12 protein-coding genes and 2 pseudogenes are annotated in these 17,985 nt (G+C 71.6%); 3 read left to right on the forward strand and 11 right to left on the reverse strand.

Features of this window, described 5'->3' with window-relative positions; genetic code table 11:
* Positions 1-5: 5 nt before the first annotated feature.
* From pgi to tkt, 5 genes are read right to left on the reverse strand one after another with little or no spacing between them, the layout of a single operon-like run.
* The gene (pgi, locus tag ACZ4O3_RS09225; protein ID WP_467721760.1) at positions 6-1,646 is read right to left on the reverse strand and encodes a glucose-6-phosphate isomerase; all 1,641 of its coding nucleotides are present in this window, start codon (positions 1,644-1,646) and stop codon (positions 6-8) included.
* Entirely contained in the window at positions 1,639-2,574 is a 936-nt protein-coding gene (opcA, locus tag ACZ4O3_RS09230; protein ID WP_467721761.1) for a glucose-6-phosphate dehydrogenase assembly protein OpcA, read from the reverse strand. The genes pgi and opcA overlap by 8 nt, the downstream gene beginning before the upstream one ends.
* A complete protein-coding gene (gene zwf, locus ACZ4O3_RS09235) occupies positions 2,571-4,139 on the reverse strand; it encodes a glucose-6-phosphate dehydrogenase (RefSeq protein WP_385000435.1) in 1,569 nt (522 codons plus the stop codon). Before zwf ends, opcA begins: the two co-directional genes overlap by 4 nt.
* Complete coding sequence (gene tal / locus ACZ4O3_RS09240) at positions 4,139-5,281, reverse strand: transaldolase (RefSeq protein ID WP_362726221.1); 1,143 nt, start codon at positions 5,279-5,281, stop codon at positions 4,139-4,141. Before tal ends, zwf begins: the two co-directional genes overlap by 1 nt.
* 32 nt (positions 5,282-5,313) lie before the next feature.
* A complete protein-coding gene (tkt, locus tag ACZ4O3_RS09245; RefSeq protein ID WP_385000429.1) occupies positions 5,314-7,392 on the reverse strand; it encodes a transketolase in 2,079 nt (692 codons plus the stop codon).
* A 145-nt stretch (positions 7,393-7,537) separates the two neighbouring features.
* On the opposite strand from tkt, the gene ACZ4O3_RS09250 reads away from it, so the two are divergent.
* Entirely contained in the window at positions 7,538-8,434 is an 897-nt protein-coding gene (locus ACZ4O3_RS09250; RefSeq protein WP_362726226.1) for a helix-turn-helix transcriptional regulator, read from the forward strand.
* A gap of 94 nt (positions 8,435-8,528) precedes the next feature.
* On the forward strand, positions 8,529-9,050 hold the full coding sequence (locus tag ACZ4O3_RS09255; RefSeq protein WP_467721762.1) for a hypothetical protein: 522 nt from the start codon (positions 8,529-8,531) through the stop codon (positions 9,048-9,050).
* Positions 9,051-9,123: 73 nt separating this feature from the next.
* Here ACZ4O3_RS09255 and ACZ4O3_RS09260 read toward each other — a convergent pair whose 3' ends face one another.
* Positions 9,124-10,533, reverse strand: a complete 1,410-nt coding sequence (locus tag ACZ4O3_RS09260) for a glycoside hydrolase family 16 protein (protein WP_467721763.1) — start codon at positions 10,531-10,533, stop codon at positions 9,124-9,126.
* Between the two features lie 156 nt (positions 10,534-10,689).
* Positions 10,690-11,442: pseudogene (locus ACZ4O3_RS09265) on the reverse strand (L,D-transpeptidase); the annotation flags it as partial.
* Here ACZ4O3_RS09265 and ACZ4O3_RS09270 point away from each other — a divergent pair.
* A pseudogene (locus ACZ4O3_RS09270) lies at positions 11,441-11,644 on the forward strand (hypothetical protein); the annotation flags it as partial. The pseudogenes ACZ4O3_RS09265 and ACZ4O3_RS09270 sit on opposite strands and share 2 nt — an antisense overlap.
* A 273-nt stretch (positions 11,645-11,917) precedes the next feature.
* On the opposite strand, the gene ACZ4O3_RS09275 reads toward ACZ4O3_RS09270, so the two are convergent.
* From ACZ4O3_RS09275 to ACZ4O3_RS09290, 4 genes are all read right to left on the reverse strand, one after another.
* Complete coding sequence (locus ACZ4O3_RS09275) at positions 11,918-13,249, reverse strand: lanthionine synthetase LanC family protein (protein ID WP_467721764.1); 1,332 nt, start codon at positions 13,247-13,249, stop codon at positions 11,918-11,920.
* Between the two features lie 9 nt (positions 13,250-13,258).
* Positions 13,259-14,038, reverse strand: coding sequence for an IclR family transcriptional regulator (locus ACZ4O3_RS09280; protein WP_467721765.1), 780 nt, complete (start codon positions 14,036-14,038; stop codon positions 13,259-13,261).
* Between the two features lie 168 nt (positions 14,039-14,206).
* Complete coding sequence (locus ACZ4O3_RS09285) at positions 14,207-17,128, reverse strand: glycoside hydrolase family 2 TIM barrel-domain containing protein (RefSeq protein ID WP_467721766.1); 2,922 nt, start codon at positions 17,126-17,128, stop codon at positions 14,207-14,209.
* A complete protein-coding gene (locus ACZ4O3_RS09290) occupies positions 17,125-17,985 on the reverse strand; it encodes a carbohydrate ABC transporter permease (protein ID WP_362723384.1) in 861 nt (286 codons plus the stop codon). The genes ACZ4O3_RS09285 and ACZ4O3_RS09290 overlap by 4 nt, the downstream gene beginning before the upstream one ends.

Raw genomic sequence — 17,985 nt, forward strand, 5'->3', positions numbered from 1 at the left:
TCAGTTCACTTCCTAAGCGTGCGGTACGTCGAGACGAGGGCGGTGGTGGACGGATCGAGGCCGGGCACGTCGGCGCCCTCGGTCAGGGCGGGCTCGATGCGCTTGGCGAGCACCTTGCCGAGCTCCACACCCCACTGGTCGAAGGAGTCGATGTTCCAGACGGCACCCTGGACGAACACCTTGTGCTCGTACAGCGCGATCAGCTGGCCGAGCACGGACGGGGTCAGCTCACGGGCCAGGATCGTCGTGGTCGGGTGGTTGCCCTGGAAGGTGCGGTGGGCGACCTGCTCCTCGGCGACGCCCTCGGCGCGGACCTCCTCGGCGGTCTTGCCGAAGGCGAGCGCCTGCGTCTGGGCGAAGAAGTTCGCCATCAGCAGGTCGTGCTGGGCCCTGAGTTCGCCGCTGAGTTCGGCGACCGGCTCGGCGAAGCCGATGAAGTCCGCCGGGATCAGCTTGGTGCCCTGGTGGATCAACTGGTAGTAGGCGTGCTGCCCGTTGGTGCCGGGCGTGCCCCACACCACGGGGCCCGTCTGCCAGTCCACCGGACGGCCCTGCCGGTCCACCGACTTGCCGTTGGACTCCATGTCCAGCTGCTGCAGGTAGGCGGTGAACTTGGAGAGGTAGTGCGAGTACGGCAGCACCGCGTGCGACTGGGCGTCGAAGAAGTCGCCGTACCAGATGCCCAGCAGGCCGAGCAGCAGGGGCGCGTTGGACTCGGCGGGCGCGGTGCGGAAGTGCTCGTCGACCAGGTGGAAGCCGTCCAGCATCTCGCGGAAGCGGTCCGGGCCGATGGCGATCATCAGGGAGAGGCCGATGGCGGAGTCGTAGGAGTAGCGGCCGCCGACCCAGTCCCAGAACTCGAACATGTTGTCCGGGTCGATACCGAAGCCCGTGACCTTCTCGGCGTTCGTGGACAGGGCCACGAAGTGCCTGGCCACCGCCTTCTCCTCGCCGTCGAGACCGTCGAGCAGCCACTGGCGGGCCGAGGTCGCGTTGGTGATCGTCTCGATGGTGGTGAACGTCTTCGACGCGACGATGAAGAGCGTCTCCGCCGGGTCCAGGTCGCGGGTCGCCTCGTGCAGGTCGGCGCCGTCCACGTTGGAGACGAAACGGAACGTCAGTTCCCGCGCGGAGAAGGCCCGCAGGGCCTCGTAGGCCATCGCCGGGCCCAGGTCGGATCCGCCGATGCCGATGTTGACGACGTTCCTGATGCGCTTGCCGGTGTGGCCGGTCCACTCGCCCGACCGGACCCGTTCGGCGAAGCCGGCCATCTTGTCCAGGACCGCGTGCACGGCGGGCACCACGTTCTCGCCGTCGACCTCGACCACCGCGTCGCGCGGGGCGCGCAGGGCGGTGTGCAGGACCGCCCGCCGCTCGGTGATGTTGATCTTCTCGCCGCGGAACATCGCGTCCCGCAGGCCGGAAACGTCGGTGGCGGCGGCCAGTTCCTGGAGCAGGGCGAGGGTCTCGTCCGTGATCAGGTGCTTGCTGTAGTCGATGTACAGGTCGCCGACCCGTACCACGTACCGCTCGGCGCGGGCCGGGTCCGTCGCGAACAGCTCACGCAGTTCCGGCCGGCCCTGGGAGCGATGGTCCTCCAGGGCGGTCCACTCGGGCCGTTCGGTGAGCCGGGGGGTGTCAGACATCGGAAACGGACTCCTTGGTGCCGTCGCCGCGCAGGGCGATGGCGTACATCTCGTCGGCGTCGAGGCGGCGCAGCTCCTCGGCGATCAGTTCGGAGGTGGCGCGGACCTTCAGCGCGAGGGTGCGCGGCGGCTGGCCCGGCAGGGTCAGGGTGGCCAGCGGGCCCTCGGGGCGGTCGATGACGATGTCGCCGCCCGCGGTGCCGAGCCGGACGGCCGTGACGACCGGGCCGGGGGAGACCACGCGGTCCACCTTGACGCCCAGGCGGGCCTCCAGCCAGCGCGCGAGGAGTTCGGCACTGGGGTTGTCCGCCTCGGCCTCGACGGCCGCCGAGGTCACGGCGACCCGGGCCTGGTCCAGGGCGGCGGCCAGCATGGACCGCCACAGGGTGAGCCGGGTCCAGGCGAGGTCGGTGTCGCCGGGCGCGTAGGTGCGGCCGCGGGCCTCCAGGACCTCCATCGGCCGCTCGACGGCGTACAGGTCGGTGATCCGGCGCTGGGCGAGGGCGCCGAGCGGGTCCTTGGACGGGGTGTCCGGGGCCTCCACCGGCCACCACACGACGACCGGGGCGTCCGGCAGCAGCAGCGGCAGCACCACCGAGTCGGCGTGGTCGGAGACTTCGCCGTACGTCCGCAGCACGACCGTCTCGCCGGTGCCGGCCTCCGAGCCGACCCGGACCTCCGCGTCCAGGCGGGAGGTGGTGCGGTCGCGCAGGGTGCGCGCATGCCGCTTGATGACGACCAGGGTGCGCGAGGGGTGCTCGTGCGAGGCCTCCTCGGCGGCCTTGATCGAGTCGTAGGCGTTCTCCTCGTCCGTGACGATCACCATCGTCAGGACCATGCCCACCGCGGGGGTTCCGATGGCGCGGCGGCCCTGCACCAGCGCCTTGTTGATCTTGCTTGCCGTGGTGTCGGTCAGGTCGATCTTCATGGCCTGCGCCAGCTCCGTCCGTCTCGTGCGAGCATCTCGTCGGCTTCCTTCGGTCCCCAGCTGCCGGACTCGTACTGCGCGGGCTTGCCGTGCTTCGCCCAGTACGTCTCGATCGGGTCGAGGATCTTCCAGGACTCTTCCACTTCCTGGTGACGGGGGAACAGATTGGCGTCACCGAGCAGCACATCCAGGATGAGCCGCTCGTACGCCTCGGGACTGGACTCCGTGAACGACTCGCCGTACGCGAAGTCCATCGACACGTCCCGGATCTCCATGGACGTGCCCGGCACCTTGGAGCCGAACCGGACCGTCATGCCCTCGTCCGGCTGGACGCGGATGACGATCGCGTTCTCGCCCAGCTCCTCGGTGGCCGTCGAGTCGAACGGGGAGTGCGGGGCGCGCTGGAAGACCACCGCGATCTCGGTGACCCGGCGGCCGAGCCGCTTGCCGGTGCGCAGGTAGAAGGGGACGCCCGCCCAGCGGCGGTTGTCGATCTCGACCTTGACGGCGGCGTAGGTGTCGGTCTTCGACTTGGGGTCGATGCCGTCCTCTTCGAGGTAGCCGATGACCTTCTCGCCGCCCTGCCAGCCCTCGGCGTACTGGCCGCGCACGGTGTGCCTGCCCAGGTCCTCCGGCAGCCGCACCGACTTCAGGACCTTCAGCTTCTCGGTGAGCAGCGCGTCCGCGTCGAACGCGATCGGCTCCTCCATCGCGGTCAGCGCCATCAGCTGGAGCAGGTGGTTCTGGATGACGTCACGGGCCGAGCCGATGCCGTCGTAGTAGCCCGCGCGGCCGCCGATGCCGATGTCCTCGGCCATGGTGATCTGCACGTGGTCGACGTAACTGCGGTTCCAGATCGGCTCGTACATCTGGTTGGCGAAGCGCAGCGCCAGGATGTTCTGGACGGTCTCCTTGCCGAGGTAGTGGTCGATCCGGAACACCTGGTCCGGGTCGAACACGTCGTGCACGACCCGGTTGAGGTCCTGTGCGGAGGCCAGGTCGTGGCCGAAGGGCTTCTCGATGACCGCCCGCCGCCAGGCCCCGGCCGGCGGGGTGGCGAGGCCCACCTTCTTCAGCTGCTGCACGACCTTCGGGAAGAACTTGGGCGGCACCGAGAGGTAGAAGGCGAAGTTGCCGCCGGTGCCCCGGGAGCCGTCCAGCTCGTCGACGGCGGCCTTCAGCTGCTTGAACGCGGTGTCGTCGTCGAAGTCACCGGGGATGAAGCGCATGCCCTCGGCGAGCTGCTGCCAGACCTCCTCGCGGAACGGGGTCCGGGCGTGCTCGCGCACCGCGTCGTGGACGACCTGCGCGAAGTCCTGGTCCTCCCAGTCCCGGCGGGCGAAGCCGACGAGCGAGAAGCCCGGCGGCAGCAGACCCCGGTTGGCCAGGTCGTAGACGGCCGGCATCAGCTTCTTGCGGGACAGGTCACCGGTCACACCGAAGATGACCAGGCCGGACGGCCCGGCGACCATCGGCAGCCGCCGGTCGCGCGCGTCCCGCAACGGGTTGTCCCAGTCGGCGGCGGGCACCACAGGCACCCGCACCTCCTTGTCCTTCTTGCTCATTACGCGTCAACTCCCTTGTTGTTCAAGGACTTCGTGACGGCGTCCAGCAGCTCCTGCCAGGCCACCTCGAACTTGGCGACGCCCTCGTCCTCCAGCTTGCCCACGACCTCGTCGTAGGAGATGCCGAGCCGCTTAACGGCCGCCAGGTCGGCGCGGGCCTGCTCGTAGCCGCCGGTGACGGTGTCACCGCGGACGTCGCCGTGGTCGGCGGTGGCGTTCAGCGTCGCCTCCGGCATGGTGTTGACCGTGCCGGGCGCGACCAGCTCGTCGACGTAGAGGGTGTCCTTGTACGACGGGTCCTTCACGCCGGTCGAGGCCCACAGGGGCCGCTGCCGGTGGGCGCCCGCCGACTCCAGGGCGCTCCAGCGGTCCCCGGCGAAGACCTGCTCGTAGGCCTCGTAGGCCAGCCGCGCGTTCGCGAGCGCGGCCCGGCCCTTGAGCGCGAGCGCCTCGTCCGTGCCGAGGAGGGTCAGCCGCTTGTCGATCTCGGCGTCGACGCGGGAGACGAAGAAGGAGGCCACCGAGTGGATGGCGGAGACGTCCAGGCCCTTGGCGGCGGCCTGCTCCAGACCGGTCAGGTAGGCGGCCATGACCTCGCGGTAGCGCTCCAGGGAGAAGATCAGCGTGACGTTGACGCTGATGCCCTGGGCGATGACCGCGGTGATCGCGGGGAGGCCGGCCCTCGTCGCCGGGATCTTGATCATCACGTTCGGGCGGTCGACCAGCCAGGCCAGCTGACGGGCCTCGGCGACGGTGGCCACCGTGTCGTGCGCCAGACGCGGGTCGACCTCGATGGAGACCCGGCCGTCCCGGCCGTCGGTGGCGTCGTACACCGGGCGCAGCACGTCGGCGGCGGCCCGCACGTCCTGCGTCGTCATCATGCGCACGGCCTCGTCGACCGTGACACCGCGCACGGCCAGGTCGGCGAGCTGCTCCTCGTACCCCTCGCCGGAGCCGATGGCGGCCTGGAAGATCGACGGGTTCGTGGTCACGCCCACCACGTCGCGGTCGGCGACGAGCGCGGCGAGGTTGCCGGTGCTGATCCGCTTGCGCGACAGGTCGTCCAGCCAGATCGAGACGCCCTCGTCGGACAGGCGCTTCAGTGCTCCCGCGGTGGCGGTTGCTTCGGTCACAGTGATCATCTTCCTCTACTGAACTGTTTCTGGCTGGTGGATCAGGCGGTACGGGCGGCCGTGCGGGACTCGCGGGCCGCCGCGGCCACGTGCTCGGCGGTGAAGCCGAACTCGGCGAACAGGGTCTTGGCGTCGGCGGAGGCGCCGAAGTGCTCCAGGGAGACGATCCGGCCGGCGTCGCCGACGTAGCGGTACCAGGTCAGGCCGATCCCGGCCTCGACGGCGACCCGCGCCTTCACGGCCGGCGGCAGGACACTCTCGCGGTACTCGCGCGGCTGCTCCTCGAACCACTCCACGGACGGCATCGACACCACGCGGGTGCCGATCCCCTCGGCCTCCAGGAGGTCACGCGCCTCGACGGCGAGGTGCACCTCGGAACCGGTGGCGATCAGGACCACCTCCGGGGTCTCGGTCGACGACTCGCGCAGTACGTAGCCGCCCCTGGCCGCGTCGGGGTCCGGCGCGTACGTCGGCACGCCCTGGCGGGTCAGCGCGAGCCCGTGCGGGGCCGGGTGGGTGGCGTGCCTCTTCAGGATCTCGGCCCAGACCGTCGCGGTCTCGTTGGCGTCCGCCGGGCGGACGACGTTCAGGCCGGGAATCGCGCGCAGCGAGGCGAGGTGCTCGACCGGCTGGTGGGTGGGGCCGTCCTCGCCGAGGCCGATGGAGTCATGGGTCCAGACGTAGGTCACCGGGAGCTGCATGAGCGCGGCCATCCGCACGGCGTTGCGCATGTAGTCGGAGAACACCAGGAAGGTGCCGCCGTAGATCCGGGTGTTGCCGTGCAGCGCGATGCCGTTCATCTCGGCGGCCATCGAGAACTCGCGGATCCCGAAGTGGACCGTACGGCCGTACGGGTCGGCCTCGGGCAGCGGGTTGCCCTTCGGCAGGAAGGAGGACGTCTTGTCGATGGTGGTGTTGTTCGAGCCCGCGAGGTCGGCGGAGCCGCCCCACAGCTCGGGCAGCACCTGCCCGAGCGCCTGCAGCACCTTGCCGGAGGCGGCCCGGGTGGCGACGGACGTGCCCTCCTCGAAGACGGGGAGCTCGGCCTCCCAGCCCTCGGGGAGCTGGCCGGCCACGACCCGGTCGAAGAGCCGCGCCTGCTGCTCGTTCGCGGTGCGCCACTCGGCGATGCGCTTGTCCCAGGCCGCGTGGGCCTCGGCGCCCCGGTCGAGCGCCTGGCGGGTGTGGGCCAGGACCTCGTCGGCCACCTCGAAGGTCTGCTCCGGGTCGAAGCCGAGCAGGCGCTTGGTGGCGGCGATCTCGTCGGCGCCGAGCGCGGAGCCGTGGGACGCCTCGGTGTTCCGCGCGTTCGGGGCGGGCCAGGCGATGATCGTGCGCATGGCGATGATGGACGGGCGGTCGGTCTCGGCCTGCGCCGCCTTCAGGGCCGCGTACAGGGCGTGCACGTCGACGTCGCCCTCGGCGGTGGGCTCGATGCGCTGGGTGTGCCAGCCGTAGGCCGCGTACCGGCCAAGGACGTCCTCGGAGAACGCCGTCGCCGTGTCGCCCTCGATGGAGATGTGGTTGTCGTCGTAGAGGAAGACCAGGTTGCCGAGCTTCTGGTGGCCGGCCATCGAGGAGGCCTCGGCGGAGACGCCCTCCTCCAGGTCGCCGTCGGAGACGATCGCCCAGATCATGTGGTCGAAGGGGGAGGCGCCCTCGGGGGCCTGCGGGTCGAACAGGCCGCGCTCGTAGCGGGCGGCCATGGCCATGCCCACCGCGTTGGCGACACCCTGGCCGAGCGGGCCGGTGGTGGTCTCGACGCCGGCCGTGTGCCCGTACTCCGGGTGACCGGGCGTCTTGGAGCCGTGCGTGCGGAAGGCCTTGAGATCGTCCAGGTCCAGCTCGTATCCGGCGAGGAACAGCTGGGTGTAGAGGGTGAGCGAGGTGTGCCCGGGGGAGAGGACGAAGCGGTCGCGGCCGGTCCATTCGGGATCGGCGGGATCGTGCCGCATCACCTTCTGAAAGATCGTGTACGCGGCCGGGGCCAGACTCATCGCGGTGCCGGGGTGCCCGTTGCCGACCTGCTGCACGGCGTCGGCGGCGAGAAGGCGCGCGGTGTCCACGGCACGCCGGTCCAGGTCGGTCCACTCGAAGCCGTCTGATGTGTGCGTGCTCATCTTCAAGAAATCCTCGTTCGAAGCGTTCTGGCTGCCCTGACGCGTTCAAAACTAAAAGTCTGACTTTTGGGAAGGAAGGTCGGAGTGTGTCAGCCTGTGGTGAAAGTGGGACACGGATCTTCGACAGGGACGGCACGAGAAGGACATGGCGGACAGAACGCCCGAAGGGCCGGGCGACGGTGACGGAATCAGGACCTTCCCCTTCCCGGTGGATCTGAGCGTCGGCGGCGTCGGCGTACAGGTCGGCCCGATGGGGGCCGGACACGTATGGCACGTGGATGCCCCCCTGGAGCGCGTCCACCGCATCGACTTCCACGTGGTCATGCTCTTCACCCACGGCCCGGTCCGTCACATGGTCGACTTCGCCGAGTACGAGGCCCGGGCCGGCGACCTGCTCTGGATCCGGCCGGGTCAGGTCCACCGCTTCTCACGGACCTGTGAGTACCGCGGAACCGTCCTGACCATGCAGCCCGGCTTCCTGCCGCGGGCCATCGTCGAGGCGACCGGCCTCTACCGCTACGACCTGCCACCCCTGCTCCGCCCCGACGCGCCGCAGCTCACCGCGGTGCGGGCGTCGCTCGCCAACCTGCAACGCGAGTACGAGGACGACGCGACCCTCCCGCTGAGCCTGCACACCTCGGTCCTGCGGCACTCGCTCACGGCGCTGCTGCTGCGGCTCGCGCACCTCGCGGCCAGCTCGGCGGAGGCGGCCCGCCGTCAGGCCGACACCACCTTCACCCTGTTCCGGGACGCCGTGGAGAAGGACTTCGCCGGCAACCACAGTGTCAGCGCCTACGCCGACGCCCTCGGTTACTCCCGCCGCACCCTGGTCCGCGCGGTCCGCGCAGCGACCGGACAGACTCCGAAGGGCTTCATCGACAGGCGGGTCGTCCTGGAGGCCAAACGCCTGCTGGCCCACACCGACCTCCCGATCGGCCGGGTGGGCGCGGCGATCGGCTTCCCGGACGCGGCCAACTTCTCCAAGTTCTTCCACCTGCACACGGGGCAGACGCCGGTGGCGTTCCGGGCGGAACTGCGCTGAACCGGCGCGGAAATTCGCGAGCGAACGCTCCGGCTCCCCTCCTATCGTGAACCGCTGCCGTCCGCGCGGGACGGCCGGAGGGGGAGTCGCCGCGGTGCCGGACGTGTACGGGGTTCTGCTGGAAGCCGAGTTGAGCAAGGCGTTCGACGTGTGGTCCGGCTATCTCGACGCCCGCACCGGCGAGGATCCCGCGGCCCGGGCCGCGCTGCGCTCCCTGCTGGACGACGCCCGCGCGCTCGCCGCCGGGGGCGACCGGGCCGCCGCCCGCGCCCGGCTCGCGGACATGGACGACACGGCCCGGGAGGCCGACCTTTCCTGGGCCCCGACGCCGCCCCGTCCCTGCGAGGCGGACCGGCAGGCGCGCGACTACGTCAAGGACGCCAAGCCCCCGCTGCCCCTGCGTCTTCGGGACCGCCTCGGCGGCATCGAGGTCTCCCTGGCGGTCACCGGATACCGGCTCCGGGACGCGGGTGACCTCGACGCGGCCACCCGCGAGGACATCGGCTACGTCACCGCGCGCGCCTGGATGGCCCTCGACCTCGCCCATGCGGCCGCGGCAGAACGCGAACTGGAGCGGCTGAAGGCCATCGCGCGGCGCTGCGGCGTGGGGTGCTGAGAGCGGCCCGTGCCTTCCGCGCGGACGGGAACGCCCCGCGAGGCGAACCCCGCGGGGCGTCCCCGGCGGCCGGTCAGTGTCCGAAGCCGAACCAGTTCACGTTCACGAAGTCCGCCGATTGGCCGCTGCTGAAGGTGAGGTAGACGTCGTGCGTGCCCGTCACCGAACTGATGTTGGCCGGGATCGTCTTCCAGGTCTGCCAGCCGCCGGTGTTCCCCGCGGAGAAGCTGCCGACCGGGGAGCTGGACGGACTGTCCAGGCGTACCTGGACCAGGCCGCTCACCCCGGCCGCCGCGCCGCTCGCCACCCTCGCGTAGAACTGCGTGGCCGCCGAGGAGCCGAAGTCGACGCCCTTGTAGAGGGCCCAGTCGCCGTTGGAGACGTACCCGATGTCCTGGCCCCCGCCGGTGTCCGTGGTGGTCTCGGCCGTGACGCCGGACTGGCTGTCGTACGACTCGGCCTGGATCGTGCCGTACGCGTCCCGGTCACCGGTCGGCGGGGTCGTGGTACCGCTCCCGCCGGCCTGCAGCACCTGGACGTAGTCGACGACCATCGGGTGACCGGACTCGGTGGCGCTGGTCGGGCCGCCGCCGAACGCGCCCGGGAAGCCGCCGCCCATCGCCACGTTCAGGATGACGAAGAAGCCGTGGTTGGTGGCGTTCGCCCAGGTGGTCGCGTCGACCTGACCGGCGGTCACCGTCTGGTAGGTGACGCCGTCCACGGAGAACCGGATCGCCTCGGGGCTCACCGAGCGGTCCCACTCCATCGTGTAGGTGTGGAAGCCGGACTGACAGGTGGTGCCGGGGCAGGCGGTCGAATTGCCGAGGCCCGTCGTCTCGTTGCAGGGGCCGCCCGGGTTGGTGCCGCAGTGCATGGTCGCCCAGACCTTGTTCAGGCCCTGCACGTTCTCCATGATGTCCAGCTCGCCGACGGCGGGCCAGTTCTGGTAGTTGCCCCGGTAGGGCGCGCCCAGCATCCAGAACGCCGGCCAGTAGCCGAGGGCGGCGTCACCGGTGACGTCCGGCATCTGGATCCGCGCCTCGACGCGCAGCTTGCCGCCCGCCGGGGGCTGGAAGTCGGTGCGGGTGGTCTCGATCCGGCCCGAAGTCCAGTTCCCCGACGAGTCGCGGACCGGGGTGATCTTCAGGTTGCCGTTGCCGTCGAGCGCGACGTTGGTGGTGGACGAGGTCATCGTCTCGACCTCGCCCGTGCCCCAGTTGGCGGCGCCGCCCGGGTACGAGGTCCCGGTGTCGTACTGCCAGTTGGAGGTGCTGACGCCGGTGCCCGCCGAGCCGTTGAAGTCGTCGAGGAAGACCTGGCTCCAGCCGGAGGGCGTCCCGGGGGCGGAGGCGCTGGCGGGGAGGGTGGCGGTCGTGGCGGCGGCCGCCGCGAGGCCCATCGTGGCGAGTACGGCGACGAGAGCCCGGCGGAAGGAGCGCCGCCGTCCGTGGTCCGCAGGGGATGTGCCGGAGGTTTCACTCATGGGGGTGCCTCTCGGGTACGGAGCGGGATGCGCGGGATGCCCCTGAGAGCGTCGGGAGTTGTCGCTGAGAGCGCTCTCAAAGTGCGCCCAATGTGCTCTCCGCGCCTGCGGTCGTCAAGAGTTAAAGCGAAGAATCTCCTTACCTCCCAAGGGAGTTCAGGCGGTGAAGGCGGCAGGGGGGGGGCAGACCGCGCTGCCGGCCTTCCAGTCCGACCAGGACAGGTTCCAGCCGTTCAGGCCGTTGGCGGCCTCGACGGTCCTCTCGCCGGAGTTCCTCACGATCACCGCCTCGCCGAGCATCGAGCTCTCGTAGAACTTGTAGCCGGCCACCGACGAGTCGCTCGCGCCCTTGGCGTCGTGCAGGCCGACACAGCCGTGGCTGGCGTTCTGGCTGCCGAACACCGCGCTGGACGCCCAGTAGTTGCCGTGCGCGAAGGTGCCCGAGGTGGTCAGGCGCTGGGCGTGCGGAACGCCGGAATGTCGTACTCGTCACCGAGGCCGACGGTGGAGGACTCCATCCGGGTCTGCTTGAACCGCTCGCTGATCACCATGATCCCGGACCAGGTGGTGTGGCCAAAGTCGCCGCCGGAGACCGGGTAGTCGGCGTACGCGGCGCCGTCCCGCCTGACCACCATCCGTTGGTGGACAGGTCGACCGTGGAGATCTGCTCCCGGCCGATGAGGGAAGGTGACGTCGTTCGACTGGGTGCCGTACACCCCGTCCGTCCCCTCGACGTCCTTCAGCCGCAGACTGAGGGTGATCTCGGTGCCGGCCGCCCAGTACGTCTGCGGGCGGAAGTCGAGCCGGGTGTCGCTGAACCAGTGTCGACGATCTCGACCGCCGGCTCGGCCGTCACCGTGATCGCCTTCTGGACGCCGCCCGGTCCGCGACCGCGTGCGTGAACGAGGCGGCCCGGGGGCTCGCCGCCCTGCTGCCGGTCCTGCGCAGGGTCGGCGGCAGCGCGGCCCAACGGGAGGTCGTGGAGGAGACGTTGCTGTACGCCCTGGTCGCGGGCGGCCGTTGCGACGAGGTCCGGCGCCTGCTGGACGCCCGGCTCGACCGAAGGCCGGCGCCCCGTGACCGGAGGCTGCGCGCGGCCCTGCCCGCCTGAGCCGGGAGGACGGGCGGGCGGCGGTGGAGGCCGGTCCCGGTGAACCGGCCTCCACCGCGTGACCGATCCGACGGGCGGGTGATCGTCCTGTTGCCGTGGCCGGTCGACCCCACGGCCCCGGGATTCCCTCTCCCCAGTCGAAACGGAGTGTTCGCAGCGGGTGCACGGTCCTGGACCGACGGTCGCGGTCGTCACCGGTCCCGGCAGCGCGACCGCCGTCACACCGGGGGACCCGCCGTGCCCAGTCGCCGGCGACGCCCGGCCGACCCGCGCTCACGTGCCGGACGTGTGCCGGGTCCCGGCCGGTACCGCCCACCACTGGTCCGGGCGGTCCACCACCGGGGCGTCCGGGCCGGTGTCGAGATACCGGGCCAGGCGCAGCAGGTAGGCGGCGATGCCCGCCGCGCCCTGCATCCAGGACGTGCCCGGCGGCAGCAGCGGGTTCTCGACGCGGTACTCCACGAACCGCCAGCGGGCGCCCGCCGCGTCCCTGATCGCCCGCTCCACCAGGGCGTCGCCCATCCGCAGCGCGCCGTCCACCAGTGTCTTCGCCCTCGGTGTCCCCGCGCAGTCCTGGGCCGCGTCCAGGAGGACGTCACCCACCCCGGCAGTGCCGCAGCAGCGGCCGTCGTTGTCCCAGAACCCGGGGCGCAGCCGCTCCGGGAGTCCCGAGGCGAGGACCGAGGTCATGCAGCGCTGCCGCAGTTCCCCGACGTCGTGCCCGGCCACCTCGGTGACGCCCGCGTGGGCGAGCGCCGTGAACAGGTGCGAGGTGCCCGTCGGTCCGTGGCACCAGGTGTAGGTGACCGGCTCCACCTCGCGCTTCGACGGAGGGATCGTGTGCGGCACGACGAAGCCGCCGTCCGCCAGTGAGCCCGTGGACAGCACGTGCCGGGCCCCCGCCACGGCGGCCGTGACGAAGTCCTCGCGGTGCAGGGCCGCGCCCGCCACCGCCAGGGCGGAGGCCACCCCGGCGGCGCCGTGCGAGTAGTTCGGGCAGCGCGACTGCGTGCTGGGCGAGATTCCCCAGTCCAGGCCCGCCTCGGTGCGGTCGGCCATCCGCAGCAGGGCCTCGCCGCCGGTCGTCGCGATCGGTTCCGCGTACGCGCCGCCCGCCCAGACGGCCGTCATGACCACGCCCGCGACGCCCATGATGATGTCGGTCAGGGGCGCGTCGGAATCCGGTACGAACGCGGTCGTGGTCCGCCAGCCCTCGGGGGTCGCGAGCTCGGCGAGCCGCCGCAGCACGACCGCCTCGCTGCCCGGTTCGAGCAACCGCAGCGCCGTGGCGTGGCCAGCCAGGCCGATGTAGAGGGAGGGTTCGGCAACGACGGGGGCCCGCGCCGACAGGCGGCGCACGATCCCGGCCGCCAGGGCCTGTTCCCGCTCGCCGAGCGCCCGGTACCGGGCGATCTCCGCCAGCACCGGGGCCAGCCCCGCGATGCCCGAGTACAGCGAGTCCCGGTCCTCGGCGGGCGCGAGGTCGCCGGTGTCCTCCTCGGGCACGTCCTCCGGCAGCCAGGGGCCCTCGTCGTCCCGCACCTGGTCCAGTACCCACGACCAGGCGGCCTCGCCCAGCTCCCGGTAAACCTCGCTCACTGTCACCCGGTCACGCTACACGGTCTGGTCCGTGCGCTCCGGCCGCCAGCCCAGGGCCCGGGAGACCCCGCGGGCGGCCAGCCGCACCGCCGGGACCAGCGCCGGTACCTCGGCGTCCGCCCACGGCACGACCACCGACACGGCGGCGGCCACCTGTCCCGCGGCCCCGCGCACCGGGGCCGCCACCGACAGCGCGTCGTCGGTCACCTGACGGCTGCTCACCGCGACCCCGGTACGCCGGACTTCGGCCAGTGCACGGCGCAACCGGGCGGGTTCCGTCAGGGTGTACGGCGTGAAGGCGGCCAAAGGGCCGCCGCAGTAGTCCTCCTGGAAGCCGGGCGTCTCGTGGGCGAGCAGGGCGAGCCCCACTCCCGTGGCGTGCAGCGGCCAGCGGGCGCCCACCCGGATGTGCACGCCCACCGCCGAACGCCCGGCCAGCCACTCGATGTAGACGGCCTCGGCGCCGTCCCGCACCGCCAGCTGCACGTTCTCGTGCGTCGCCTCGTACAGGTCCTCCAGGTACGGCAGCGCGGCCTGGCGCAGCGCGAGCCCCCGGGGCGCCAGCGCGGCCAGCTCCCAGAGCCGCAGCCCCACGTGGTACAGGCCCTCGGCGTCGCGTTCCAGCGCGCCCCACGCGGTGAGCGCGCCGACCAGGCGATGCGCGGTGGTCAGGGAGAGCCCGGCCCGGCGGCCGATGTCGCTGAGACTGAGCGCCGGATGCCCGTGGTCGAACGCGGCCAGCACCGACAGCAGCCGGTCGGGCGCCGAGCGGAGGGCGGGTGCGCTGTGGGGCACGGATCGCAGCATGGCGCACCCGCGGGCCGGCGGCAACCGCCGGCGAGCGACCGTCAGGAACCCACTACGTCCGCGAAGAGGGGGTTCGACCAGAGCCACGTGTCCGCCCACGGGGCGCCGTCGCCCGGTTCGTGGGTGACCGGGCCGTGCGAAGGGCGCGGCGGGATCTCACAGGACGCGCAGGGTCCAGCTCCAGCGGTGGACTCCCGGGGCGACGAGGTACGAGGGGAAGGTGTCGGAACCGCACGAGGCCGTACCGAGGCCCCGGTGCGCGGCGTCGATGTGGACCACGCAGCCCGCCCGGGGCACGAGTTCGTCGTGGTGGGTGACGGCGGTGAGGTCCTCGGTGCGGTAGCGGCTGACGGAGACCTGGCGGGGCCCGTCCAGCTCGACCGCGAGTCCGGTGGCGTCCGGCGCCGACAGCGTGAACCGCCGTACACCGTGCCGGCCGCCGCTCTCCTGGGGCCGCAGATACGGGGTGAACAACTCGTCCACCGGGAGGCGGTGGTGGCCGACGGGGGCACCGGAGGCACGGTCCGGGTACGACTCCCAGGGACCCTGACCGAACCACTCCAGCACATCCGGGCCGGCCACCGTCTCGAAGACCGAGCCGACCCGGGCCACGTCGTCGAACTCCGCGGGCAGTTCGGCCGACTCCTCGACCCGGACGCCACCCTCGACCGCGGTGAACTCCTGCCGGTGCCGCACGGCTCCGGTCGTCCCGGCGTACTCGGCGAGCACCGTCACCCGGTCGTCGTCCCGCCGTACCGACACCACCTTGCGCACCAGGCTGTCCAGGCCCCAGGCCCGCCAGCGCACCGCGATCCCGCCCAGCTCGTCGTTGTCGGTCGGCGCCCGCCACAGGGAGAGCGCCGGCGCGGCGGCCAGCAGCGGATGCCGCAGCAGCCCCTCGCCGTCCACCTCGACACGGGCCCCGACCGGGACGGCCGCCGGCGCCGGGGCGGGGGCCCGCAGCCGGATCTGCGGCGCGCACACCTCCGTGCCGGCCGGTGCCCACGCCTGGTCCCCGGCCGTGGTCACCCGCAGCGTCAGCCATGCCTCGCCGCCGTCCGCCGGGACCTCGAAGGGCAGCGGCACCGCCGCGGTCTCGCCGGGGCACAGCTCGGGCAGCTCCGCCGGACCGCTGAGGGTACGGCCGTCGGCCAGTGCCAGCTCCCAGGTTCCCGTCAGCCAGTCGAAGCCCCGGAAGTGCTGGTGGTTGGCGAGCACGATGCCCTCGTGCCGGAAGCACCTGATGCGGACCGGCGCCGCGATCTCCCGGTGCTCGTACATCGCGGGCTTGGGGGTGCGGTCCGGAAAGACCATGCCGTCCGCGACGAACGCCCCGTCGTGCAGGGCCTCGCCGAAGTCGCCGCCGTACGCCCAGCGGTGACCGGGCGCGGCGACACCGTTGTCGTACAGTCCGGCGCCCGCGCGCCCGACCGGTCTGCCGTCGCTCACCCGCTGGAGGATTCCGTGGTCCCAGAACTCCCAGATGAACCCGCCCTGAAGACCCGGAGTGGACTCGATGGCAGCCCAGTGGTCGGCCAGCGTGCCGTTGCTGTTGCCCATGGCGTGCGAGTACTCGCACTGGATGAGCGGTTTCGTCTGTTCCCCGGACAACGCGTGCGCCACGCAGTCCGCCAGCGGCGCGTACATGGGGCAGGCGATGTCGGAGGTGACGTCCGGGTCGGCCCAGCCGCGCTTGGCCGCGCCCTCGTACTGGACCGGCCGGCTCGGGTCGTGCCGCCGCACCCAGCCCGCCGCCGCGTCGTGGTTCGCCCCGTAGTCGGACTCGTTGCCCAGGGACCAGATGATCACCGACGGATGGTTCTTGTCCCGCAGCACCATGCGGGAGACCCGGTCCACGAAGGCGTTGAGATAGCGGGGGTCGTCGGCGATCTCGTGCGCGTGGTCGTGGGACTCGATGTCCGCCTCGTCGACGACGTAGAAGCCCAGCTCGTCGGCGAGGCCGTAGAGCGCGGGGTCGTTCGGGTAGTGCGCGGTGCGGATCGCGTTGAACCCGAACCGCTTCAGCACCACCAGGTCCGCGCGCATGTCGTCGTACGACACCGTCCGTCCGGTGAGCGGGTGGAAGTCGTGCCGGTTGACGCCCCGCACGAAGATCCGCTCGCCGTTGACCAGCAGGTCCCGGCCGACGATCTCGACGTCCCGGAAGCCGATGCGCTGGTACGACGTGTCGGCGACCGTGCCGTCGGCGCGGTGCAGCCGGACGGTCAGCCCGTACAGCTCGGGCTGCTCCGCGTTCCAGGTGCGGACCCCGGCCACGGTGGCACGGATGCGGGCCTCGCCGAGGAAGTCGGAGACCCGGTCGTCCTCGGTGTTGAACCGGTCGAACTCGGCGTCCTGCGCGAGGAGCGTGCCGTCCAGGTCGCCGGTGACGTACCAGCCGTCCGGCAGCGCACCGCCGCGGTCCCGTACGAGGCAGTCCACCCGCAGGTCGCCGTCCCGGCGTGCCCGCACGGTCACGTCCGCGAGATACAGCGGGTCGGTCGCGTACAGCAGTACGGAGCGGGTGATCCCGCCGTGCCACCAGTGGTCCTGGTCCTCGAGGTGCGAGGCGTCCGACCACTTGACGACGGTCAGCCGCAGGAGGGACCGCTCACCGGGGCGTACCACCCCGGTGAGGTCGAACTCGGCCGCCAGATGGGAGTCCTTGGAGATGCCGACGGGCCGCCCGTCCACGTGCACGAGGAGCACGCTCCCGGCGGCCCCGACCTGGAGGACGATCCGGCGGCCGGCCCACTCGGCGGGCACGTCCAGCTCGCGCTCGTGGACGCCGGTGGGGTTGGCGGCGGGGGAGTGCGGCGGGAACTCGGGGAAGGGCATCCGGACGTTCGTGTACTGCGGCAGGTCGTCCGTGTCCTGGAGGGTCCACGCACCGGGGACGTGCACGGTCGACCAGGCCGCCCCGACCGGCGCGTCGGGGGCCGGCAGCAGCTGGAAGCGCCACTCGCCGTCCAGGGACAGCGCCCCCGGACGGCGGTCGACGGCGTTCATCGGCAACCGCCCCCAGGAGGTCACCTCGGGTGCCTCCCAGGGGCGGACGGCCACCAGCGGGTCCGTCACTTGATGGCTCCCTTGGCCAGGTCGCCGATGATCTGGCGGGCGCCGACCGCGAACACGACGAGCAGCGGGACGAGGGCGAGGAGTGCGCCGGTCATGACCATTCCGTAGTCGGTGGTGCCATGGGTTCCGTTGAGCTGGGACAGCGCGACCTGGAGGGTGACGTTGTCCGGGTTGGTGAGGGCGATCAGGGGCCAGGCGTAGTCGTTCCACTGGCCCATGAAGGTGAAGATGCCGAGGAAGGCGAGGCCCGGCCGGACCACCGGGAGGGCCACGTGCCAGTACTGGCGGAGGAAGCTCGCGCCGTCGATGCGGGAGGCGTCGAGGAGTTCGTCGTGGATGGCGCCCTTCATGTACTGGCGCATCCAGAAGATGCCGAACGCGTTGGCCGCCGCCGGCACGATCAGCGAGGTCATCGAACCGATCCAGCCCAGCTTCGCCATGATGACGAACTGTGGGATGGCGGACAGCTGGGCCGGCACCATGAAGATGACCATCAGCAGGGCGAACAGCACGTTCTTGCCGGGGAAGGCGAACTTGGCGAAGACGAAGGCGGCCAGCGAGTCGAAGAACAGCACCAGGAAGGTCACCGAGCCCGCGACCAGCAGCGAGTTCCACATCGACCCGAAGAAGTCGACGTTGTCGAAGAGGCTGCGGGCGTTCTCCAGGAAGTGCGAGCTCGGCAGCAGCTTGGGCGGGTAGGAGAAGATCTCCGACGTGGTGTGCGTCGACATGATCACGGCCCAGTAGAACGGGAAGGCCGAGAGCAGCAGACCGACGATCAGGACGGCGTGCAGGGCGATACCGCGGCCGCGGGTGCCCTTGATGGCCCTGGGGCGGGTCGTCCGGATGGATGCCAT

The sequence above is a fragment of the Streptomyces sp. NPDC026515 genome, assembly GCF_055567595.1.